This is a genomic window from Micromonospora haikouensis, from assembly GCF_900091595.1.
GTDB classification, from domain to species: Bacteria; Actinomycetota; Actinomycetes; order Mycobacteriales; family Micromonosporaceae; genus Micromonospora; species Micromonospora haikouensis.
This window is the reverse complement of the sequence record NZ_FMCW01000057.1, coordinates 1-23,428: the sequence shown is the minus strand read 5'-3', so window position 1 is coordinate 23,428 and position 23,428 is coordinate 1. Positions and strand designations below refer to the sequence as shown.

13 protein-coding genes are annotated in these 23,428 nt (G+C 72.4%); 3 read left to right on the top strand and 10 right to left on the bottom strand.

The window, feature by feature from the left end:
• Window positions 1-210: transposase domain-containing protein (locus GA0070558_RS31635; protein ID WP_176734470.1), on the bottom strand; the 210-nt coding region annotated here is incomplete at its 3' end.
• Window positions 211-680: 470 nt separating this feature from the next.
• On the opposite strand from GA0070558_RS31635, the gene GA0070558_RS31630 reads away from it, so the two are divergent.
• Together GA0070558_RS31630 and GA0070558_RS33725 are read left to right on the top strand one after the other, a co-directional pair.
• Window positions 681-2,777 carry a HelD family protein gene (locus GA0070558_RS31630; protein ID WP_091286910.1) on the top strand — a complete coding sequence of 699 codons (2,097 nt, stop codon included), beginning with the start codon at window positions 681-683 and terminating at the stop codon, window positions 2,775-2,777.
• Between the two features lie 271 nt (window positions 2,778-3,048).
• Window positions 3,049-3,219, top strand: coding sequence for a hypothetical protein (locus tag GA0070558_RS33725; protein WP_176734469.1), 171 nt, complete (start codon window positions 3,049-3,051; stop codon window positions 3,217-3,219).
• Between the two features lie 95 nt (window positions 3,220-3,314).
• Here the strand turns inward: GA0070558_RS33725 and GA0070558_RS31620 are convergent, their stop codons facing one another.
• The 9 genes from GA0070558_RS31620 to GA0070558_RS31585 all read right to left on the bottom strand — a co-directional run bounded on the left by GA0070558_RS31620 (window position 3,315) and on the right by GA0070558_RS31585 (window position 21,999).
• A complete protein-coding gene (locus tag GA0070558_RS31620; protein WP_256092241.1) occupies window positions 3,315-5,966 on the bottom strand; it encodes a M14 family zinc carboxypeptidase in 2,652 nt (883 codons plus the stop codon).
• A 392-nt stretch (window positions 5,967-6,358) separates the two neighbouring features.
• Complete coding sequence (locus GA0070558_RS33980) at window positions 6,359-6,616, bottom strand: hypothetical protein (RefSeq protein WP_218107154.1); 258 nt, start codon at window positions 6,614-6,616, stop codon at window positions 6,359-6,361.
• On the bottom strand, window positions 6,613-7,122 hold the full coding sequence (locus GA0070558_RS33975; protein WP_218107153.1) for a hypothetical protein: 510 nt from the start codon (window positions 7,120-7,122) through the stop codon (window positions 6,613-6,615). The genes GA0070558_RS33980 and GA0070558_RS33975 overlap by 4 nt, the downstream gene beginning before the upstream one ends.
• Window positions 7,123-7,572: 450 nt before the next feature.
• The gene (locus GA0070558_RS31610) at window positions 7,573-8,379 is read right to left on the bottom strand and encodes a metal-dependent hydrolase (protein ID WP_439709658.1); all 807 of its coding nucleotides are present in this window, start codon (window positions 8,377-8,379) and stop codon (window positions 7,573-7,575) included.
• Window positions 8,310-8,606 carry a hypothetical protein gene (locus GA0070558_RS31605; protein ID WP_228986728.1) on the bottom strand — a complete coding sequence of 99 codons (297 nt, stop codon included), beginning with the start codon at window positions 8,604-8,606 and terminating at the stop codon, window positions 8,310-8,312. Before GA0070558_RS31605 ends, GA0070558_RS31610 begins: the two co-directional genes overlap by 70 nt.
• Window positions 8,607-9,170: 564 nt before the next feature.
• Window positions 9,171-12,842 carry a hypothetical protein gene (locus tag GA0070558_RS31600; RefSeq protein ID WP_141722399.1) on the bottom strand — a complete coding sequence of 1,224 codons (3,672 nt, stop codon included), beginning with the start codon at window positions 12,840-12,842 and terminating at the stop codon, window positions 9,171-9,173.
• Window positions 12,843-12,847: 5 nt separating this feature from the next.
• Window positions 12,848-15,610 (bottom strand): hypothetical protein, encoded by a 2,763-nt coding sequence (locus GA0070558_RS31595; RefSeq protein ID WP_091286892.1) that lies wholly within the window; start codon window positions 15,608-15,610, stop codon window positions 12,848-12,850.
• A gap of 40 nt (window positions 15,611-15,650) precedes the next feature.
• Entirely contained in the window at window positions 15,651-20,114 is a 4,464-nt protein-coding gene (locus GA0070558_RS33720) for a DUF6603 domain-containing protein (RefSeq protein ID WP_091286888.1), read from the bottom strand.
• Between the two features lie 10 nt (window positions 20,115-20,124).
• A complete protein-coding gene (locus tag GA0070558_RS31585) occupies window positions 20,125-21,999 on the bottom strand; it encodes a ComEC/Rec2 family competence protein (protein WP_141722398.1) in 1,875 nt (624 codons plus the stop codon).
• A 532-nt stretch (window positions 22,000-22,531) separates the two neighbouring features.
• Between GA0070558_RS31585 and GA0070558_RS31580 the strand changes: the two genes are divergently transcribed.
• Window positions 22,532-23,428 (top strand): transposase (locus GA0070558_RS31580; protein WP_439709657.1); only part of this gene is annotated, 897 nt, incomplete at its 3' end.

The window sequence follows — 23,428 nt, the reverse complement described above, 5'->3', positions numbered from 1 at the left end:
ACGCATCACCTCGTCGTAGGACTCGTCGAAGAACAAGCCCATCGCGATGACGTAGCGGATCATCACGTGCGCCGGCAACCGGCGGGACCGTTTCTCCCGACACCCGGTCCGGTTGATCACCTCCTCGAGGAGATCCCGATCGAACCGGGCCGACAACACCCCCAGCCCGATGTAGTCGATCAACCGACCCGACGGCTCGGACGCAGACACAGAGGACACCACGACCGGCAACCGTACCGGTCTCAAGCGCAGCCCTCAGCCAGCCGCCGTGACCAGCACCAACGCCTTATCTGAACGGCATTGGCTCATGACGCGAGGGCCCCCGCGGCGGCGCCGGCAAGGATCAAGCATCCGACGCCGGTGGCGCAGAGGGCGCCGACGGCGAGGGCGCTCGCACGCTCATGGGACCTTCCATTGCTGTCTCCGGCAATAACGATTGGACGGCTCAATCCTCGACAGATGATTCACGTGATCGGTAGACCGATCGAGTGGCTACAACGTCAGCCCGATCGGGGTAGACGTGCGGCAGCACCACGATTATCGAGGCCACAACCAGGCGTCGATCGCAAGGCAGTGAGACTCTTGCCGCCGTCCGGCAGTGATCATGGGCGGCCCGGAAAAACTGCCCCTATGCTGGCCGCGAAATACCGACGATCCGATGCCAACACGAGGATTCGCGAATGCGCCGGGATTCTGCTCTGGACAACAACACGGTGTCCGCCGCGATCGCCGAGGAACAGGTGTTTCTCGACCAGGCCACGGCCCGGCGCGACAAGCTTGCCGACCACCTGCTGGCCGGGCTCTCGGTGGAGGCTCTGGACGCGCTGGAGCGGGCGCGGCTGCGCATGCTCCGCCAGCAGTACGAAGAACTGCGCCGAGCAACCGAGGGGCTGGTCTTCGGGCGCCTTGACGGGCTGGACGGCACCGTGCGGCACATCGGCCGGGTCGGCCTCCGCGACGACGAGGACGACGAGCCGCTGCTGGTGGACTGGCGCGCCCCGGCGGCTCGGCCGTTCTACACCGCGACCGCCGTCGACCCGCAAGGTCAGGCCCGGCGCCGGCACATCCGTACGACGGGATCGGCCGTCGTCGGCGTGGACGACGAGCCCCTCGACGGGACCATCACGACGGATCTCGTCGGCGAGGGCGCCCTCCTGGCGGCCCTGGACCAGCGGCGCACCGGCCGCATGTCCACGGCGATCTCCACGCTGCAACGCGAGCAGGACGACATCATCCGGGCCGAGGCGAGCGGCCCGCTGGTCGTACAGGGCGGTCCCGGCACCGGCAAGACCGTGGTGGCCCTGCACCGCGTCGCCTACCTGCTCTTCGCCCATCCGACGATGGCCGAGCAGGCGGTCCTGGTCCTCGGCCCCTCCCCGCGGTTCCTGGAGTACATCGGCCAGGTGCTGCCCGCGCTCGGTGAGACAGCTGTCGTCGCAGCGACCTGCGACACCCTGCTGCCCGGGGTCAGCGTGGGCCGCGACGAGAGCCGGGCGCTCGCCGAGATCAAGGGCCGCGCCCTCTGGCAGCCCGCGCTCGAGGACTATGTCGCGTCGCTGCTGCCCCGGGCCCGTGACCTCAAGCTGCGCTGGGAGGGCGAGTTCTACGTCATTCCCGCCGCGACGGTGGCACAGGCGCTCGCCGCGGCGCGCAGACGGCCGTACCATCCGGCTCGCCGGGTCTTCGCCGAGCAGCTGCACCACATCCTGGCCGAAGCCGTCGTCGATCAGCGTGCGGCGCTGATGAACGAGATGGAGGAGGGCTTCGAGGACATCCTGGCCCGCGTCGACCGGAGCATGCGCTACGACCCCGGTGCCGCCGCCGGCAGCGACGTCGACGGCCTGCTCTCCGATGAGGAGGTGGACAGCCTTCGCCAGCGCATCGCGGAGAACGCGGCCATCGCCCGGTTCGTCGAGGCCTGGTGGCCCACCCTGGACGCCGAGACCCTGCTGCGCGACCTCCTGGCCGACGGTGACCTGCTGGCCCGGTTCGCCCCGCAGCTGTCCGCGGCGGAGATCGCCGCCGTCGTGGTCGAGCCCGCGCCGTGGGCGTCGAGCGACATCCCCCTGCTCGACGCTGTCGCCGACCTGCTCGGCGACAGCGACGCCCCGCAGCAACAGGGCGAGTTCGTCGCCGACCGCGCCCGCCGGCAGCGCGGCTGGGTGTACGGCCACGTCGCCGTCGACGAGGCGCAGGAGCTGTCCGAGATGCAGTGGCACATGGTCGTGCGGCGGTGTCCCAGCCGCTCCATCACCGCGGTCGGCGACATCGACCAGGCGGAGGCGGCGCACCGGCACACCAGCTGGGCCCAGGCGGTACAGGCCGTTCTCGGCGACCGCTGGACCCCCGCGGAGCTCACCATCTGCTACCGGACGCCACGCGAGGTCATGGAGCTCACCGCACCGGTCCTGCGGCGAGCCGGCAGCCACAATGCGCCGCCCCGGGCCGTACGCGCCTCCGGCTTCTCGCCCTGGGAGCGCACGGTGATGCCCGCCGAGCTCAGCGACGCGGTCGCCGAAGCCGTGCGCGAACTGCGCGAGCGATGGCGCGGTGGCACGGTCGGCGTCGTCGCGCCGGCCGGTCGCATCGCCGAACTGCAGGCCACGGTGGATGACGACGTGCCGGTGCTGTCCGCGGCCCAGTCCAAGGGCCTCGAATGGGACACGACCCTCCTCGTCGACCCCGACGGCATCACCGCCGAACCACGCGGCTGGAACGGCCTCTACGTGGCACTCACCCGCTGCACCCAGGAACTCGGCCAACTGGTGCTTGCGTAGCCACACTGCTTCTCAGATGGTGATGACGTCCCGCACGCGCGAGGGCCTCCCGCAGTCCGGCGTGGTGTGGGCGTGCCTGGCGGTGTCGTCCCCGCAGACGCGGGGGTCTCTCGCGCGACGTGGCCACCAGCAAGGACCTGGCCGCGTCATCCCCCGCACGGGCGGGTGGCTGGCACGGCTGCGCGGTGGGCGCGCGGCTGTCCGGCGGCGTGCGGCAAGCCGCCCCCGGCCCGAGAGGCCGGGGGCGGCGGTGTTCTCGTGGTTGGCCGAGGTGACCGCGCAGACCACCGTCTCCTCGTCGCCGGAGGCGGCGGTCGGCCCCGCCGTCGGGGGTGGCGCGGTCGCCGTCCGGCGCGTCGTGGTGACCGGCGGTGGCGAGCCGGTGCAGATAGTCGGCCTGGAACCGGTTCAGCAGGTGATGTCGGCCGGGAACAGCAGGTAGCGGGGCATGCACCGTTCCCAGCCGACGCGGCCCGCCCGGTTCCGCGCGGGGTGGGTGGGGGCGGCACCCGCAGGTGCCGCCCCCACCCGCCGGTGTCAGCCCACCACGGAAAGCAGCGGGATCTGTTCGGCCCGCAAGGTCCGCACCAGGTCACCCAGGAACGGGTGCTCGTCGATCTGGAGACCCTCCGGGTTCGGGATCACCAGGTACGCCGAGCCGTGTGCCACCGAGACCCGCGCGGTGTCGGTGTACCGGTCGACGACCGCCTCGGTGCGGGCCAGGTCGTCGGCCGCCACCTGGATGGTGAACGGCCGCCACTCGCCGCCGAGGTTCTCGACGACCGGGGTGGCCGCCGCAGCGGCGCGGTCCGGGTCGACCTGGACCGGCGCGGTCCGGGCGGCCGTGCCGCTGCTCGGGTACAGCAGCGCGTTGGCCACCAGGTGCAGGCCACTCTCGTTGTACGCCCGGAACAGCGGGTTGAACGCGAACAGCACCGCCCGACCGGCGCCGGTCGGCTCGTCCACCACTGCGACCGTGTCCTTGAGCGCGTCACCCTGCACCGTGTAACCGTTGGCCCAGAAGGTGTCCCCGCTCGGGTAGCGCAGCACGTTGCGGCCGGTGCTGCTCGGGGTGAGGATCGGGTCGTTGTTGTTGAACTCGAAGTCCTCCGCTGGCCGGCCCAGCCCGACCGGGCTGTCGGCGTCCACGTCGACCCGCAGGTGCGAGCCGATCACCGTGTAGCCGGTCGGCTTCGGCTTCTCGGTGGTCGAGGTGTGACCGGCGGCGCGGGCCATCCGGGTGCCCTCGTTGCGCAGGCCCAGGTAGGTGTGGCCCTGGGCGATCCAGTTACGCAGGTTGGCCTGCCCGGTCGCGGTCAGCCCACCTGTCGCGTTGCTGCCGTCCGGCACCAGCAGCACCGTCCGGCCGGTGAAGGCGGGGGTGTTGTCGTTGATGTCGGCGGTGGTGACCGGGGTGAGGTCCAGGCCCCACCGCTTACCCAGCACGTACCGGGCCTCGCCGTGCGAGCCGGAGGTGGTGGAGATGCCGGTGCCCTGGAACAGGCCGACGTCCGGCCGGCTGATCGGGGTGCCGACGGCCGCCGTGGTGTACGGGGTGAGGGTCACCCCCAGCTTCTTGGCCGTGGTGTTCAGCTCCGGCGTCAACGCGCCGGCCGGCATCCCCACCTGGCCGTTGTCGAGGTCCCGGACCAGGTTCACGCCCCGGCCCAGCAGGGTGAAGGTGAACTCGGCCGCGGCGGCGGAGTCCAGCTCGTAGGTGTAGGAGCCCTTCAACGGCGGCGCGGCCAGGATCTTGCCGCCACCGGTGTTCTGGATCTTGTCGATCAGCTCCGCGTTGGGCTTGACGTCCGCGCCGGTGTAGACGGCGTTCACGCCCATCAGCAGCGGGTTGCTCCACGACGACACGTCGTAGAAGTACGGGAACGGCGTGTACGGGTCCTCACCCATGATCGCCTGGATCCAGTGCTTCTGGGGCTGGTTCATCGGAATCCAGTACGACCCGACCGGCACGGTCAGGTTGGTCGCCGACCGGCCACCGAAGAGCTTCGCGCTGGGCAGCTTGACGGCCTTGCGGACCTGGTAGACCTCGACGTCCATCCGGCGCAGCCGCTCGACGAGCTGCCGGGCGTCGGCGAGCTGCCGGTCGGGCAGCAGAAAGTACGACCGGACGGTCTGCGCCGGCACCGGGAACTGGACGGTGTTGGTCGGCTGGACCACCTCGTTGGGCTCCAACGTGCCGGCCCGCCCCTGGGCGAGGGCGTCCTTCCAGACCTTGAACCAGCCGTTGAGCACCTCCTGCTTGTGCGCCGCGGCCCAGCCGAGGGTCGACCACTGGGTGTGGAACTGCTGCTGCACCCGGTCGGCCACCGCCGACGAGCTGCCCTTCTCGAAGGTCATGCCGGCGGCACCGAAACCGGCGGCCGGCACCGTGTCGCCGTATCCCATGAAGAACAGGTCGTAGGTGGAGTAGTTGAAGTAGCACTCGGTGGTCACCGCGCCGCCGCACGCGCCGTTGTAGCCGAAGCCGGCCTTGTTGGCCTCGCCGATCCGGTTGATCCAGTCGACCGCCTCGCCGGAGATCTCGTGGTGGATCGGGTCGGCGTTGGGCGGGAAGAAGTACTGCCTGCCGCCCATCTCGTGCGCGTCGATGAAGACCTGCGGCGGGTACTTCCGCATCAGTTCGAGCTTGCCGTCGGTCTCCTGCTGGGTCCGGGCGAACCAGTCCCGGTTCATGTCGAAGCCGTACTCGTTCTGCCGGCGGCTGGCGTCGCGGCCGTCCGGGTTCTGCGTCGGCACGATGATCGTGATCAGATTGTCGTTGCGCTGCTGGACCTCGCAGGAGAGCCCGGCGGCCAGCTCGTACAGCGTCTTGAGGGCGGCGTCGGTGCCGCTCTTCTCGCCGCCGTGCACGTTGGCGGTGACCCAGACGATCGCCGGCGCCGCCTCGGCGATCTCCCCGGCCTGCTGCTGGTTGACCACCCGGGGGTCGCGCAGCGAGCGGACGTCCTCGGCGATGCCCTTGAGCACGGCCGGCCGCACGTTGCGCTCGTTCGACACGATCGCGTACGGCAGCGGCTGGCCGAGCACGCTGGTGCCCATCACGCCGGTGACGACCCGCTTGGATGCGGTGTCCACGGCGTCGAGGTAGCCCCGCACCTCCTCGTTGGTGACCACCCGTTCCTGGCCGGTGCCGAGCGGGAAGCCGAGGTAGCTCTCCGGGCTGGGCACCGAGGCCAACCGGTCGGTGGGATCGGTACTACAGGTTGTCGGGGGCGCGGCGGCGGCCGAGGGGCCGACCACCAGAGGGGTCATTCCGGCCAGTAGTACGATTGCGGTGGCGCTCGCCAGCCGTTTACGGGAATGCAATGTGGAGCGGAATGGGGCAGTTCGCATGGTGTCCCGTTTCCCTTCCCGGGAAATGAATCAAGGGTGCCCGGAGCGTATGACCTGCGCTTTCGGGTGGTCAAGATTCACAACCGGCGGCCGGCACACGATTCGTCAACTGCCACACACCCGGCCTAATGTGGGCGTCTGGTGGCGAGTCTGCGCGTCCACCGTGGACCCCGGCTTCCCGGTGCCGACCGGTCCCGGCCCACCGACGGCGGGCCGGGACCGGTCGGTCAGCGCACCCGGACGAACACCGGGTTGGAGTAGAACCACAGATCGCTCCACGGGCTCTCCAGCCCGTCGGCCAGCGGCTCGGCCTCGTCGGTGCTGGTGCCACGTACCCGCAGGTAGCTGTCGGCCCCGACATCGCGCAGGGTGTGCCGGATGACGTACTGGGCACCCTGCTGCCGCCAGTCGCGCGGACCGAAGCGGGCCACCACGGCGGTGGTCGGGTTGGTGTCGGCGTCCCGGTCGGCGCTCGGGCCGGTCACAGCACGTAGGTCTTGCTGCACTCACCCGGCCAGAAGTCGCTGCCGCCCCGGGTCCAGTGCACGTGCGAGTCGGAGATCGCGGTGATCCACCAGCGCCGCCCCTCGCCGAGCAGCGCGTCCCACAGCCCGCCGACCCGGGCGGTCGCCTGGTCGTAGCCGCCGCAGGTGGGGTGGTTGCCGTAACCGCCCCGCGCGCTGCCGTTGAGCGGGCCCGCCTGGTGGCCCTGGGCGCACTCGAAACCGACGTACACGTCCGGGGCCGCGTCGTTGCCGTTGCGGAACTCGTGCGGGAGATCCTGCCCGTACGCCCCGAGCCCGGTCGCCGAGCGGGAGGTGTGGTGGGCGATCACCAACGGCTTGTGCGGCATGTTCCGGGCCACCCGGAGGAACTCCACCATCTTGGCCTCGGTGTCGCGGCCCGGGTCCGCCGGGAAGGGGTCCCGCTTGGCGAACCGGCTCTCCAGTTCGAAGAGCTGCTTCGCCTCGTCGGCGTGCCGGGGAATCATCAGGGCATGAGCAGGTCTGGATCCGGGAACGCCCAAACGTCGGCGGCGCGACCCCGAGTCGGCGAGATCGGTCGGGACAAGAGCGTCGGCCGACGCCTGCGGGTCGGGGAGGTCGACGAGAGCCACGTGTGGGCCCACGTCTTCCACGTCCGAGCCCGCGCCGATACCTCCGACAGTTGGAGACACAGCGTCACCGGAACCGGACAAGACAGCGAGCTGCAGTTCTTCTGCCGGTTCGTCGCCCTGCCCCTACTGACACACCTCGCAGACCACCAGGACGCCCGACTCCACCGCATCAGCCCCGGCTGGACCACAGGATCCCATCACAAACCGTAACGACGATCGCGCGCGGAATCGCGATTACAAGCCGGTTGCATCACCCGCCCCCCTGCCAGTCGGGCAGGCCAGTTCGAAGCGTGTCTCGGGCCCAGTGGCGCGAAGCGGCAGTGGCTACGGCGCGATCAGGGTCCAGGCGCTGATTCCGCCCAGCACGATCAGGGCGGGCACGACCAGGAGCAGTTCGGCGGCCGAGCCGGTGCGGAAGCGCAGCGGGGCCCACATGCCCAGCGGCGCCCACCGGCAGCCCCGGATCCGGATCGGCCACAGTAGCGGCACCCGGCTGAAGGTCAACGCGTCACCGAGGGAGTGCACCAGGCAGCCCAAGCCCAGTGGCAGACCGACCCACCACCATCCGGCGACCGGGCCGGGCAGCGCAGCGGCCATCACCCCGACGAACAGCCCGGCCGCCGCCGCCCCGTACGCGCCACGAGTGCGCTTGCGCAGGACCCCGCGCGTGGCCAGCGCCGCGGCCAACCCGGCGACCACCGCCGCGGCGACGTCCCCGCCGACCCAGCACGCCAGCGACACCAGCAGGCCGGCGGCAACCGCGAACAGCAGCGTGTGCGTGACCGCTCGGTGCCCGCCCCTGCCCACGCAGCAGCGGCAGGAGGCCCCGCGCAGCGCCGCCGCGCCCGCCGCCGCGCCCTGGGCGACCAGCCGGGTCACCGGACCCAGCGACCGGGCGACGACCGAACCGGGATGGTCGACGTCCGGCAGCAGCGCCCCACCAGCGGTGACAGCCGCGCCGACTACCACAGTGCCCACCGCCGGCCGCGCCCCCAGCCCGGCCGCCACCGCGCAGCCGCCCAGCCACACCACCGCCCCGGACAACGCGTGAGAACGCCCCATCACCGCCGCGCCACCACCCTCCACCACCGACACGAAACGCGAACAAAGCATCGCAGAGAGCAGCGACACGCAGAAGCCCGCGCCGTCGTCTCGTCGACACCGGCCTCGTCGAGATGGGCGTCCAGTTCGGCGTCGAGGGCCGATTCGAGCACGGTGCGGGTGGTCCCCGCGAGGAGCCCACCCGGCCCGACCAACGACACCCCGTCGGCCTTGGCCCGCTCCACCAACTGCTGCGCGAACTCCGCTTCGGCCGCCGAGGGCTGCGGACGTGAAACCGTGTTCTTCTTGTCTGCCATGACGTGGTCCTTCCCGGACAGGATCGACGTCCTGTCCAACGGACCACACCCAGGCCACTACGCAGTCCCAGCACCGGACGTCTCCGACGTCCTCGAACGCCTTGGCGCCGACCGGAACGGACGCCCCACGCCCGGGGCTCACGACGATGACCATGGATGACAAACCTGGTTGCCGCCCCGGGTAATCGGGGGGTTTTCGGGGGGCGGTTCAAAACTCCATAGACGAAAGCAAAATCCCTGACCAGGGTTTCCGCTGGTCAGGGATTTCGTTTGTCGGGACGGCCGGATTCGAACCGACGACCCCTTGCCCCCCAGAGATCCAGCCGATCTGTCGGCACCTGCCAGACGATGCCACACCGTGACGGATGTGCAGGTCAATGGCCAGGTGACTCCTGACCTATGCCAGCCCGTCCCCGACCGTCCGTGAGCCGGTTGTGAGAAATCTCGGCAGGTGAGGGCGCTGGGCAGCAAGGTCCAGCGCCCTCAGGCCAGCAGTCACCGATCGTCCGCAGACTCAGTCCTCCCCGCTCGGTTCCAGGAAGAGCCGAGAGGCCGTGCCCGTCGCTACTGCGGCGGGCGTCTCCCGCCGTGCAGCCGCAGCCAGCCACTGCGTACTGCCGGCGGGGTGCCGGGGAAGCGGGCGGCGCCGTCGGCCGGGGCGATGTCGAAGGTGGTGACGTCGGCGCCGTCGCGTTCCGACCAGGACCAGGTGCCGTCGACCTGCGGAGGCCGGGGAAGCACGATCGCGGGGCCTGCGGCAGAGGCTTGCAGGTCGGTCAGCAGCGGGCCGAAGCGAACGGTCAGCGCCATCGCCGCCAGCGCGTCGGCGACCAGGCGTTGCGGCAGGGTCAGGGTCGTCACCGGCAGGATGTCGGTGACCAGGTGGACGGGCAGCCGGGGATCCATCAGCACGATGAGGTCGGTGCGCTCCGCGTCATCGAACCTGACCGCCGGGAACGAGTCCGGGTCGATCGGCCGGACGTAGTCGGTGGTCAGGCCGGACGGTCGGTAGGCCGCCTGGAAGTACCCGCCGTCCGGGTAGGAAAGGTAGCCGATCAGGCCGTCGCCGCGCAGCGCGGCGTCGCCGACCCGCACCGGGAAGACGTGGGCGGACACCGGCGACGGGACCGGGTCGAAAGTGCGCGGCCACTGCGGGTCGGTGCGCGGCGGCCGGGCCGACCTGCCGTGCAGCGTGGCGCAGACCAGTGCCAGCGGACGGCCGGCCAGGGCCGCCAGGTAGGTCTCGTCGCCGCCGCCGGGCGGGTCGATGGTCCACAGCGTGGCGTCGACCGTGCGCAGCAGGTCGGCGAAGGCCGCCGGGCCGGCGACGGTCAGGCCGCGCAGGAAACCGCCCAGCACCGGGAAGTCCCCGGTGAGCAAGTCGAGGGTGGGGCAGGCCGAGCCCGGGGCGGGCAGCCACGAGATCTGCGGCCCGGTCAGGCCGGCCGTCTCGGTCAGCTCGCCCAGGGCGGTGCCGTCCGGGGCATAGCAGGCGAGGGCCTCGTCGAGCGGGCTGGGCACGATCCAGGCGCACACCACGTCGCCGGCGGCCCGGGCGTCCCCGCCCGGCCGGCTAGGTTGACCCGGTCCGGCCGGTGCGAAGCCGACGTCGAGCCGCGCCGGCTCCAGCAGCCGTGGCGGCAGCTGGATGAACGTCGCCACCCCGGTGTCGATCGACTGCTGCGGCACCATCCCCTCCGCGATCGTCGGGGTGAGCGCGTCGGCAAGCCTCCCGTCGTACACGTCGATGCTTTGCCCGAACCGGTCGACCACCCTGACCTGCGCGAAGGCGAACTGACCGGCGCGCAGGGCCTGGAATCCGCCGGGCTCGGGCGGGCCGTAGGTCACCGGCCCGTCGACCATCGGCATCGCGACACCGCCGCCGCCGATCAGCTCGGCGATGCTCAGGCCGGTCGCCGGGTCCACGTCGGCGGCGTCCGGGGTGCGCAGGCTCGCCGGACTACGCAGGGCCAGCTGCTCGTTGAAGCCGCTCAGGGCCTGGGCCAGCAGGTCCCACGAGTCGACGGAGGCGGCGAAGGACGACAGCGCGGTCCGCGTGGGCTCCGGCAGCGTGGTCAGGTAGGTGTCCAGGCGGGCCTTGAAGGTGGCCGCGGGCTGCGGTGTCAGCAGGCTGCGGCCGCTGATGCTGAACGGGCGCCCGGGCTTCTGCCCCGGTCCAGGTCCGGGGTACGTCCAGCCGGTGGGCCAGCTCGCGTCGTACGAGGTCCCGTCGAAGGTCCACAGGGTGTCCAGCGGCAGTGGGTAGTAGGTCGTCTGCCATTCCAGGAACAGCGGTGCCCAGGGCTGCGACCAGCGCTGCGGCAGGATCGCCGGCAGTGTCCCGGTCACACCGGAGCCGGCCGCCATGAGCTGCTCGGCGGCGGTGGTCAGCTCGGCCGTCGCCCATGGCAGCCCTACACGCTCGGCGGCGATGGCGGCGACCTCGGCGGCGTGGGCCGGGTCGAGGAGGTACGCCTCCGCTTGGAGGGCGACGAACGCCGCCGCCACCGGGACCCCGCCGTGCTGGTCGGTGAGGGGCACGATCCCCGGCGCGCCCGCGACGTCGCTCGCGTTCACCGGGATCTGCACCCCGGGCGGCGGGATCGGACCGGGCGCCGAGCCGTCCGGCAGCCGGCCGTCCGGACCGACCAGCCCGGCCAGCGGCAGGGTCAGCGCCGTGACCAGCTGACCGGCGAAGCGGCACGGCAGTAGCCCGTCCGCGCCGGTGCCGAGGTTCTCGTCGAACGTGCCCGCCCGCACGCCCGCGATCACCACTACCGGGTCGGCCGCGCTGCGGAACGACGGCAGGTCGGCGCGCTTGAGCACGGTGTGCGGGGGCAGTGGGTGCCGCGCGGTGTAGGCGTCCATCGCGGCCGCCAACTCCTGCTGCGAGGCGCCCCACGGCACGTCCGTCCGGGCCCGTTCGACCTCCCGGCGCAGCGCCGCGACGCGGCCAGCCAGGCTCTCCGGCCGGCCAGGGTCGAGCTCTGCGGCGAACCGGTCGTCGGTCAGGCCCTCGGGACGGTAATGCAGGGCGTTGTACCGGCCGCGCTTCCACCACAGCTCGTACAGCTCGCGTTGCAGCGCGGCCAGCCGGCGGGCGGCAAGATCGTAGCGGGCCTGCGCCCGGTTCAGCTCGGCGAGCCAGTCCGGGTCGGCGGTGCTCGGCTCTGCCGGCGGCCCGGCGCCGTCGGGCTGCGCCGCGACCACCTGCCACACCGATCCGCCGGGGCGCGCCGTGAACCAGGCGTCGTGGATGCGGGTGGCGAGCAGCGCTGGGCCGTCCGGCTCGTCGAGGGTGTGCAACAGGTCGTACTGGAAGGCTTCGAGCAGGTCCGGGTCGAGTCCGGCGTCGGGTTGCCGGGCGGCCCGGTCGCGAATGAGGGCGGACACGGCGTCGACGGAGGTGTTGCCGACGGCCAGCGCGGCCGGGGCCGGGCGCGGCGCGGCGAACGTCCGCGAGTAGGTCAGGGCGCGGATCGCGCCGTGGCAGACGGTCGTGTCGGCGACGCACCCGGCCGGGTCCGGGCCGACGGACCAGCCCAGCTCGGCCAGCCGGGCGGCGAGGCCGGCGGGCTGCCGTGCCGGGGCCAGTACGTCCGACGCGGGGTCGGCGTACCAGCCGACGACCACATAGGACAGCGTCGACCCGTCCTCGACGTCGTCGGCCGGGTCGTGCAGCGAGAACACCCCGACGGCGTGCGGCTGATAGGCGGCGAACGTGATGTTGCCGGGCGCGACCGCGGTCAGGAACGGCGCCGGACGCTCGGCCGGCTCGCGCCAGCCGGCCAGGGGCAGCACCCGGCCGATCCGGGTCGGCGTCGGCGTCCGGGCCGCCGGGTCGAGGTACGGCGAGGCTCCGTCCGGGCCGAGGTAGTCGCTCTCGACGACCCACCCTCGGGTCCGGACCCGGTCGCCGGGCGCCCGATCCACTCGCGTCGCGCTGCGGGCCACCATCCAGCGGTTCGGCGCCAGCGGATAGGCCGTCGTGCCGTCCGCCGCGTCGTGGTGCCCGGTGCGCATCGCGGCGGGCAGGACCCACTGCAGGTGAACCCCGTCGCTGTCGGCGTCACCGGCCCAGTCCAGCCGGGGCTCGGCGAACGCGTCGGGTTCGGGCGAGCCGAAGCCGGGCAGCTGGGTGTAGTCCATCCGCCACCGCCGGAAGCCCTGGGCGCGTACGCCGGGGTTGACCTGGAGGGCCTGAAGCTGGATCGGGACCAGCAGGGTGGTGTCCACCGGGCTCACGTCTCTCTCGGCGCTGGGGCGGTGTGGTGGAGGGTGAGCTGATGCGCCGACGCGAGGAGTTCGGTGGCGAACAGAGCGGGGCCCATCGGTACCTCGGTGCCGGGCAGCAGTTCCGCCAGCCGGGCCTGCAGGGCGTCGGCGAGGTCGTGCACCCGCAGGACCGACGGATCGCCCGGGCGGGTGAAGGCGGCGTGCAGGCCGGGCTGCCCGGCGGCCGGGAACCGGGCGTTCAGCTCGGTGCCGTCGGGCCGGCGCAGGACCAGCCCGCCACCGCCACCCTCGCCACTGCCTTCGCCACCGCCAGCTTCGCCACCGCCGTCGCTGAAGCCGAAGTGCAGGCCGTGCCAGGGTTCGGTCAGCGTCACCGTGTCCGGCACACTGTCGAAGAGCGCCAGCAGCACGGTGTCGGAGAGCCGGTCCAGCCGCAGCAGCGGCACCGGCCGGCCGCCGGCGCTGGCCTCGACGGCCAGGCCGGGCCAGCCGGCGACCACGGCCGAGCGCAGCAGAAGTCCGGTGCGCTGCTGTGGCAGGGGGATGGCGTCGGGGCCGGGGTCGGGACGGTCCGGCCTGCCGGGGATGTCCGGCAGGCCCCCGGAGCCGGGCGGCCCCTGCGGTGTGGTCGGGGTGGGGGGCGTGGGCGGGGTGGCCAGGCCGGCCGCCGTGGAGGCACCGGTTCCGGCGGCCTCTGCCCCGCCGGTGGGTACCGCCAGGTCCGGCCGGTTCCGGTGGTCCGCGCGTACCGCACCCACCTTCGCCGCGACGATCTCGACCAGCGGCCGGCTCATCGCCTGGTGCAGCTCCAAGTCGCGGCTGCCTTCGACGCCGATGCTCAGCGCACCGTCGATCAGGGCCGCGATCCAGCCGCTGTCGAGGTAGAAGAACCGCATCGACTCGACCGGGAGCATGCGTTCGTCCGGGATCAGGTGCCGGAACGGGATCCGGTGCAGCAGTGCCAGTTCGGCCAGCCAGCCGGTGGCCGGGTCGGCGGCCGGACCGCGCGCGTGGTCGGCGAGCAGGTCCTGGACGTCGGTGCGGGAGAGCAGGTATCGCAGCTGCTCGACCGGGTCGAGCCCGTCCCGGCCGGGCCAGCCGGGTCGGCCGGGGATGAAGCCGGTCGGCAGGTCCGGGTCGGACGGTCGCGGCGGGACTGGCGGCTCGGCCGGCTCGACCGGCTCGACCGAAGACAGGTGTGCCGCATCGAAGCCCTCGTCGAAGCCACCGCCGCCGAGGTACAGCGCCGACGGTGGTGGCAGCAGGCCCGCGATGACCGCTGCGGCGGCGGTGCCCGGCGACACCACCATCGGCGGGCTCGGCGGGCTCGGCGGTGCGGGTGGGCCGGTGAGTACCGAGGTCAGCTGGTCGCCCATGCCACCGGCCAGCAGTTCCCCGAACGCGTTGCGGCTGTGGACGGCGAGCAGGTCGGCGGCGCTCACCTCCGGACCGGGTGGCGGCGTGGGAGCAGGCGGCACCGGCAGCACCGGCCTGAGGTTGGCGAACAGCGGCGAGCCCGCCCGCGCCTGGAGCTTGGCCACGATCTGGAACGCCGAGCGGCGGGCGTTGACCATCGCCACGGCGAAGCCACGGTCGGCCAGCGCCGCGAGCCGGCCGGCCTCGAACGCCACCGCGTAGGAAACGTCGAAGACGCCGTCGGACTGCGAGTAGACGGTCACCTCGGAGGCGGTCGCGTAGTGCGGGGTGCCATCGGTCGGACCGGGCAGCGGCTGTGCCGGGTACGGCGTGAACGGCCCCCGGTACCAGGCGAAGGTCTGCTCACCGGTGGGTAGCCGGTAGTCCAACGCCGCGAAGCCCTGCCGAAGCCGGGTCAGCGCCACGGACGGCGGTGCGGACGGCGGCACCGGGATCCGCGGCAGGAGCGCCTCGGGCCCGGCGGACACGGCAGGGGCCAGCCCGGCCAGCAGCCGGCCGATGTCACCCCCGCCGGCCGGGTTCGAGGTGAACGACCACGAGGCAAGCACCGCCAGCCGCAGCCGGGCGTCCCCACCGTCCCCACCGTCCGCCGGGGCGCCGCCAACACCCGGCAGGTCGACGGCGTGGCCTTCGAGCGAGACCAGGCAGGCGAGGTGGGCTGAACCGGTGCCGCCGCTGCCGGGCCGCGGGGCGGGCCGGCGGTTGGCGACGACGACGGCATGCCAGCCGTCCCGGTCCGCCTGCCCGGCCGCGCGGGACGCGGTGTCCGTGCGCCGCACGTGTGCCAGCAGCCGCGCCTCACCGGCGGCCGGTGCGATGGCGGTGAACAGCCGCCGGTGCAGGCTCAGGCTGGTCATCTGCGTCGCGAGGACCTGCGCCGACAGCCCGGCGGCGGCGATGGCCGGCGGACGTTCGTGGGGGTCGGAGGCGTCCAGGAACTGCGCGACGGTCCCCGTGTGCAGCGCCGGGCCGGGCGGCAGCTCGTCGGAGCGCAGCAGCAGCAGCGCCAGCCAGGGCTCGCCAGGGTCGCTCGAGTCGGCGCCGAGGTGCCGCTCCCAGGGCAGGGTGCGCCGGTTGAGGACGATCGAGGGCAGGGTGGCGCCGAAGTCGCCGGAGCTGTTCGCCGGTGGGTACATCTCGCCGACATCACCGGCGTCGAGCACGAAGCGCGGGGCATCGACGGTGAACGTCTGGGTGCGCGGTCCGAAGTACGCTCCGGTGTCCACGCCGTCGACGCTCTGCACGGCGGACAGCTCGTAGGTCCCCACGTCCAGGCCCGGCCGGTACCCGTCGTAGAACTGCACGGAGCCCGGCGGCAGCGGCTCGCTCATCGACGTTCCTCTCTCACACTGGGTCGCCGTGCCGGCCCGTTCAGGGCGCGGTCCCGGTCAGCATCGGCTCATCGGTGAACAGCGATCCGGCGGCTGCCGCGAAGGCGTCGACCGGCCCGTCGGCCGATGGCGCGGCGCCGAGGACGCCGAGCGCGGCGAACAGCGCGGCGCGCGCCGCCGTCGCGGCCGGGCCGGCGATCTGCGCCGCGATCGCGCCGACCGCGCCGGAGTGCGTCGCCACTGCGCCGACCGGCTCGGCGGCGGCGGTCAGTGGCAGCGCGTCGTCGGCCGTGATCCGCGCGACGCCGAGGGTGCCGGCCGCGTCGACCGGGCCGCCGGTCCACCCCGCGACCGCAGGCGGTGCGGTGAGGGTCAGGCCCGTGAGCCGATCAGGGACCAACTGGGCGTTGCCGGGGTCGAGTGTCGAACCGTCGCCGTCGCCCCACAGCGCCGTGGGGACGTCCGAGGTGACGCCGGCAGCGTGCCAGCCGGTCGCGGTCAGGTCGATCTCGACGGCCGTGCCGCCGGTCGTGCGCCGCAGTGTCACCCGCTGCCGCACCGTCAGGCCGGTGCGGCCCAGGGGTCGGACGTCCACCGGCGGGCCGGACACGGCAGCGGTCTGCGTCGTGGCGCCGAGCAGCACCTGGCTGACCGGTACCGCGTTGCGCAGGGTCACGGCGAAGCCGTCGGCGCGTACCGGCCAGGACTCCGGCCCGGCCGAGCCGGTCGCGCCGACTGAGTCAGCCGAGCCGACTGAGCCGGTCTGCGGCGCGGCCAGTCCGGCCGCTGCGGTGAAGGTCGTGCTCGCCGTGGCGGCCGGCAGCAGTTCCTGGAACCCGGCCCAGTCCAGCCGGGTCACCGCCGGATCGGCGGTGTCGGCCGCAGCACCGAAGGCCACCGTGAAGGTAACGATCCACAGCCGGACGGTGACCGTCCCGCCGGTGGGCAGACCCCACAGCTCCAGCTCCGCGCCCGCCTCCAGGTGCAGGGTCTTCGCCGTGAACAGCAGGTTGGCCGTGTACTCGATCCCGACGCTGACCCCGATCCGGGTCCGGAACCGGAACGGCGCCCACGCGACCAGCAGATCGGCCTGGGCCGTGAACCAGGCGGTCAGGCTGCCGTCGTGGTAGCGCACGTCCAGCGTCCCGCCGGCCATGATCGCCGACGGGGTGAGCGCGAAGTAGGCGGTGCCGGAGATGCGTACCGCCGCGTCCAGCGACCAGGTGAAGCCGACCCGTGGTACGACCGGGTAGTGCTTCGGCGCGTCGAACGCGGGGTGGTAGCCGCCGATGGTGACCGCGAAGTCGCCGGCGTTGCGGTGCTCGCCGAACCAGGCGTAGAACGCGAAGCCGCCGGTGAGGACGCAGGCCGGGTCGAGCAGGTACGAGTTTCGGGTCAGCCCCGCGGACAGGGCGAAGATCCCCTCGCCGGGCCGCAGCACACTGCGGAGTTCGAGCTGCAGCTGCGCGTACGGGCGGGCCGCGCCGGTCGACGGGAAGCGGGCCGTGGTCACGCCGAGCAGTAGGACCGTCAGCGTGTTGCCGAACTCGACGGCCAGCAGGGCGGTCGTGTCGAACTGCCGGTACGTGTGGAAGCGCACCCCGACGGCCAGCCAGGTCTGCCCCGGCGCGGGGCTGAGCCAGGGCTGCGGCCCGCCGGTGAGGGCGGCCAGCGCCTGCGCCGGTGAGCCGTCCGCATCCTGTTCGCCGAGCCCGGCGACCAGCGGAAAGCCGGCCACCTCGGTGACCGCGGGAAGCCGGATCGTGGAGTTGTAGCCGAAGCCCGCCGCCAGCGCGGTAACCGAGAACGCGGGCGGACCCCCGAACCCTCCGGCGGCCCGCAGGAACAGGAACATCGACGGTTCGCCGTCGACCTCGGTGTACGAGCCGTAGGCCAGCGCACCCCAGGACGGCATCGAGACTGCGGCGCCGCCGTCGTACCGGAACGCGGCACCGTCCGTCGGCGGGACCGAGGTGAACCCGCCGAGGATCGCCAGCGGCGCGTTCACGTAGGACAGTGCCAGGCCGCGCACGTCGAACCGCGGCACGAAGCCGGCCACCGGCACCCCGATCGAGGCGCCCTGCAGGGCCAGGGACAGGCCGTCGGCCTCCAGCGAGCCGTCCAGGACGAACCAGAGGGCCGCGTCGCGGTACCGGGCGCCGACCCGGGCGATGGTGACCGGTCCGAAGGCCTTCTGCACGGTGAACCACACGGTGCCGTCCGCGTCGGTCGGCGCGGCGGCGACCACGCCACCCTGCCCGGACGACGGTCCGACGGTCGAGCCGGGCGGGGACGCCGTCCCGGCCGCCGGAACGGCACCGAGGGCGATCGGGATGCGTTGCGCGCCGAAGCGCAACACGGTCGAGAAGGCAAGGCCCGAGGTGGTGCCCTGCTCCGGGAACCGAGGCGAGCCCTCCCGGACGAGCGCGTTCGCCGCCTCGGCGAGGCGCGGGCCGATCGGCGCGCTGGACACGATCGCCTGGATCTCCTCGACCGCGCAGGTCTCGGCGCCGCCGAGAGCGCCGCCGACCAGCGGCAGGTCCGACAGCCCGATGGCATCGCGGACCCGCAGCGCGGCCAGGTAGTGCGGCACCGCGGGCCCGCCGTCATCCCCGGCCATGGGCAGGGCGACGAAGACCGCCGCGCCGTGCGCCGCCGACCGGGCCGCCACCATCAGCTGCCCGGCGGCCGAGTCGTACGCCAGGTCCGCGGCCACCAGGGTCAGGTCCAGGCCCGGCGGCAGCTCCGGCACCGGCAGGCCGAGGCCCTCGGCCAGCTCGACCAGGGAGATCGGGCGGTCGCCGGGGCCGGCCGCCCAGTGCGCGTCGATGCTCGTGTCGCTGCGGCTGTCGCGCTGGTCGAGCGCCACCGTACAGGTCATCGGGCCGACCGTCAGTGTCGCGCTACAGCGGACGGCGGTGTCGGCGACGTCGACGGTCAGCCGCAGGTCGAGGTCGGTGGTGTCGCCGACCGGGCACCGCAGGTGGGCGGTGAAGCTGAACGTCTGCTCGGTGTCGAACCGCACCAGCAGGTCGTCAACGACCAGGCCGGTCACCGCCGCCGGCAGCGTGAACGCACCGAACCGCGCGGCCAGGTCGGCGACGAGGTCGCCGACCCGCAACCGTTGCCCCCGGCCCGTGGTGCCGGTGAAGACCCAGACGTCGCCGTCGCCAGGGTGCCGCGCCTCGATGGAAAGGTAGGCGCCGGCGAACTCCAGCCCGCCGCGGATCGACCCGGAGTACCCGTCGGCGTCCTTGGCCACTGCGATGCTCAGGTCACGGAACCCGACCGGTCCGATCGCGAAGTCGTCGTCGGCGGCGGCGATCTCGAATTCATAGGCGCCTTCGGCCGGGTGCGCGGCCAGCGCCAGCTCGGTGATGACGATGTCGGGGAAACCGGTGGAGGCGCCGAAGCAGTGCTCGAACAGCGCCTTCAGGCGGATGCTCGCGCCGTCGGCGAGGGAGCCGGCGAACCGGAAGCCGGGTAGGAGCACGTCGACGTCGACGCGGACACCGGCGAGCGTGACGTGGCCGGTGATCGTGGCATTACGCAGCGCGCCGGCATCCGGGTCAAAGCCGACCCGGACGCCGTCGATACCGATCTCGCCGAGGCCGACGGCCTGCGTACCGGTGTCGACCGCCGCCCGCAGGTCCGCGCCGCCGACGAACCCGGCGAGGTCGGCCAGGCTCGGCAGCGTCCCGTCAGCCGGGATGACAAGCAGCTGCCACGGCCGGAGCAGGCCGACGTCGACGGCGACCGTGTAGTCGCGCCCGATGGTGAGCGCGGCGTGCACGCGCGCGGCGAACCCCTCGGTCGAGACGCCGTTCGCGCTCGAGTGGGTCCGGGTGAGCATGACGCCGACGGAGCGCAGGACGAGCCGGTCCGGCACCACCACCCAGTCGACGGCCGCGCCCAGCTCCAGCACCACGGTCGTCAACGGTGCCGCGCCGTTGCGGGTCAGCAGGCTGAGCCCGTCGATGGTAAGGCCGGTGCCGAACGGCCCGCCGGCGGGCAGCCGGAAGGGCGAGGGTGCCCCGGTCAGCAGCGCGACGAGGTCGGCGAGGTCCTGCGGCGGGTGCCCGCCACCGCTCAGGGCACAGCGCAGCCCGCCGTCGTCGGTGAGCTGCCCGGTGACCGGCAGAGCCAGCGGACCGGCGTGCAGGATGCCGACGATACCGGCGTCGACCACCGGCGGACGGCCAGCGGCGCTGCGGCTGACGATCAGCGTGACCGTACCGGGCTCGAGCGCGTCCGGGCCGAAGGCACTCACCGGCCACGCCATGCCCACCGGGCCGGTGACGGTCAGGCGCTGCGGCCAGGTCGCGGTGTCGCTGAGCGCGAAAGACGCATCGGCCAGCTCCAGCCGGGCGCCGGGCAGGCCACGCAGGAACGCGGCCAGCCGGGCGCCGTCGATAGTGCCCGGTTCAAGGACCAGGCGTCCCTGGGCTACCTGGGACTCCAGCCGGGTCTTGAGGTCCTCCAGCGGGAGGTGCGCAATGTCCATCCGTGTCCCCTCAGAAGGCTGTGACGGTGCGATTCTGCGGGGGATGCAGGTCTCTGTCCCAGTAGGTGACCGTGAACCGGCCGGTGGCCGGGACGGCGGCGGTGACCGCCACTATGGCGTTGTTCCCGGCGGCGACAGCCGGGGCGGCGGCGACACCGGCCAGCAGCGCGGCGTCGTGCACCGCCTGCCCGACGGCGGCCGGCACGGCCCCCGCTGGGGCCGTGCCCAGGAAGGAGGCGATACCGGCTGCAGCCGCAGCGACCGCGGCGGCGTCGGGCGGCGCGCCAGCCGCGGTCGCCGCCGCGTAGACGGCCGGGACGACGGCCGCCACGCCGCCGGCGACGACAGCCGTGCCGGCCGCGATGGCCGGCGCCGCCGCAGCCGCTGAGCCGAGCCCGGGTGGCGCGGCGAACACACTGCCGATAACCGCCCCAATCGCGTCCACAAGCGATCCGGCCTGGATCATCACGTCGTTCATGTCTTCCAGCAGACCTGCGGGCAACGGGGCGGCACCCGTCGCGTTGGCAATCTCGGTGACGGTGGCCGTCAGAGCGGCGCCACGCAGGCCGCTGGCGTCGTACTGCGACTGGACCGCCGAGACCTCCAACAGCACGTGGCCCCGTGCGACGAGGGGCGGCCCCGGTTCTCCCGCGGTCTGCCCGAGAATGCCACTCAGCGACACCGGCGGGTTCACGTCCTGGTATCCGGTCAGGTAATGCGGGATCTTCCGCACCGGCGGCCCTCCGGGCATGGCCGGTCTGATGCCGTCGAGGGTATCGATGGTCCCGGCGGCCGGGTGCCCATACTGGTTTTTCGTTCCGCACGAGATGATGACGGTCTCCGGCCGCATCCGGTCGATGAACGCAGGCCTCGACGCGGTGTCGGCACCGTGATGGCTGGCCTTCACGACGTGCACCCGGCCGCCGACTGTGTTGTTGGGGTTGAGGTACCGGCCGATCGTGCCCTCCTGGACGTGCTCGATGTCGCCGCCGATGTAGTACCTGAAGGTGCCGAACTGCACCAGGAAGGCAAGGCTCTTCTCGTTCTTGAGCTGCTCGGGCCCGGCCAGCGCGGCACCAGCCCGGAAGCGTGCGGTCCCCGCCGCGTCGCGCACGTACCGGTTCGCCGCGATACAGGTGACGGTGGGCGGCACGCCCGGCCGGAGCTCCGTGATCGGCTCCCCGGCCTCATCGGTCCAGAGGATCTCCCGGCCGACCAGCCAGTACGGGTGCCACCAGTGAGCGAGCGTTCCGGCGGCGATGACGGCACCGGCAGGAACAGCGAGCGGCGCCGGTGCGGGGATCGCCGGATTGCCCGGAACGACGACGCCGCCGCCGAACATCGCCGGCGGGGTCCGGACGTTGGCCACCGGTCCCGGGACCACCTGGTGGACCCCGCGCTGCTTGTTGACCGGCTGCGGGTCGCTGGCCACGTTGCGCGTCACCCTGACCCGCCCGGGTCGGCGCGCGATCGCCTGCACGTACCGCAGGTATTGGTCGTCGTCGGTGGACGTCTCGCCCTGGTCGTAGATATAGGTGTCGTCGTAGATCATGGGTGTCGCGAGCGGGCCCCTGTTCAGCAGGTAAGTGATGCCGAACAGGTGGTCCGCGTCGTAGTGCGTCACCGCGATCACGTCGAGCTGCCGTTCACCGAACCCGGTGCCGAGACCGTTCACGTTGTTGGTCAGGTAGCTGTCAACGATGGGGCCACTTTTCTGTCGACCGCCGTCGATGAGGCAGGTGCGGATGGTCGCGCCGTGTGCGTGGCCGACGCCGTCGTCGCGGGCCACGATCAGCGTCGAGTCACCGGAGGCCTTGACGTCGATATGATGGATCTCCAGGCTCCACGTCATCGGTGTTTCGCCGCCGCGGCGAACCTCGGGCACCTGCGTAAGCCGATCATGGCGAGCAGCCTAGGACATAGTGGATCCAGGAGTCGTCACCCTATCGGCTAGTGCTCGTCATGGTTCTAAGTAGACTTGACACCCGCCTACCAGTCCAGGACGAGCGGACGGGCTAGCACCACAACGGGTGGTCGCTGCCTGTCGGACGCCGGGCGTCTCTGCGGGTCATGGCTCTGGATGACCTCGGCAGCGGCGTCAGTCCCTGGCTGACTGCACCCCGATACCTGCGGTGATCACCTGCCAGCAAGGTCGACCACGGCTCCGACCTGCCTGTTCAAACGGGCCGTGCGGCGTTGGTATCGCTCCAGCACGCCTGGAAAACCTGCTCGCGGAAGGTGCGGCGGCAACCGCGCGCGGAACGCGCACGTGAGACGAAAGAGTGAAAGAGCCCTAACCTCGGCCCTTCGGTAAAGGCTGTCCACGGGCTGGGCTGAGAACGAAGAAGTGCCTTCTGATCTGGGATAATAGGGCTTGTCGAGAGTCCCATGTTCCCGTCACGGAAGGCACTTGCTGGGTGAAGGTTACCGCAACACGTCCGAAGATCATGGTGACCGGCGGCGGGCGGGGCGTGGTGGGTCACGTCGGTGCCCGGCTGCTCGCTGATCTGGCCGACGCGACGGGGTTGACCAGCGTGTTCAGTGACGCCTTGGCGGGGCTGCGGCAGAGGCAGGGCGGACATGACCCTGGCCGGATCGCCGTGGATCTGGCGGTGATGCTCGCCGACGGCGGCGAGGCCATCGCTGATCTGGCGGTGCTGCGGGACCAGCCGGGGTTGTTCGGGCCGGTCGCCTCTGACCCGACCGCGTGGCGGCTGTTGTCGCAGGTGGACGAGGCCCTGTTGGCCGGTCTGCGTGCCGCGCGGGCCCGAGCCCGTGAGGTCGCCTGGGCCCAACATGCCGAGGTTCGCGGTGACCTTCCGCAGCCGATGGTGGCCGGCCGGCAGGTCGACGGTCTGGTCCTGGACATCGACGCGACGATCGTGATCTGCCATTCCGAGAAGGAATCGGCGACCCGTACCTGGAAGAAGACGTTCGGCTACCACCCGCTGCTGTGTTTCCTGGACAACACCGGCGAAGCTCTGGCCGGTCTGCTGCGGGAAGGCCGAGCCGGGTCGAACACCACCGCCGACCACATCACCGTCCTGGACCATGCCCTCGCGCAGATCCCCGACGCCGTTCGGCACGGCACCCCGATCCTGCTGCGCGCCGATTCAGCCGGCAGTAGTCACGGCTTCCTCGCCCACCTCCGCAGCCTGCGGCAGCAGCACCTCGACATCCGGTTCTCCGTCGGCGCCGCGATCACCGAGCCGGTCCGGACCGCGATCCAGGCCGCCACCGGCTGGGTCCCCGCCGTAGACACCGACGGTGACCTGCGCGACCACGCCGAGGTCTGCGAGATCACCGGCCTGTTC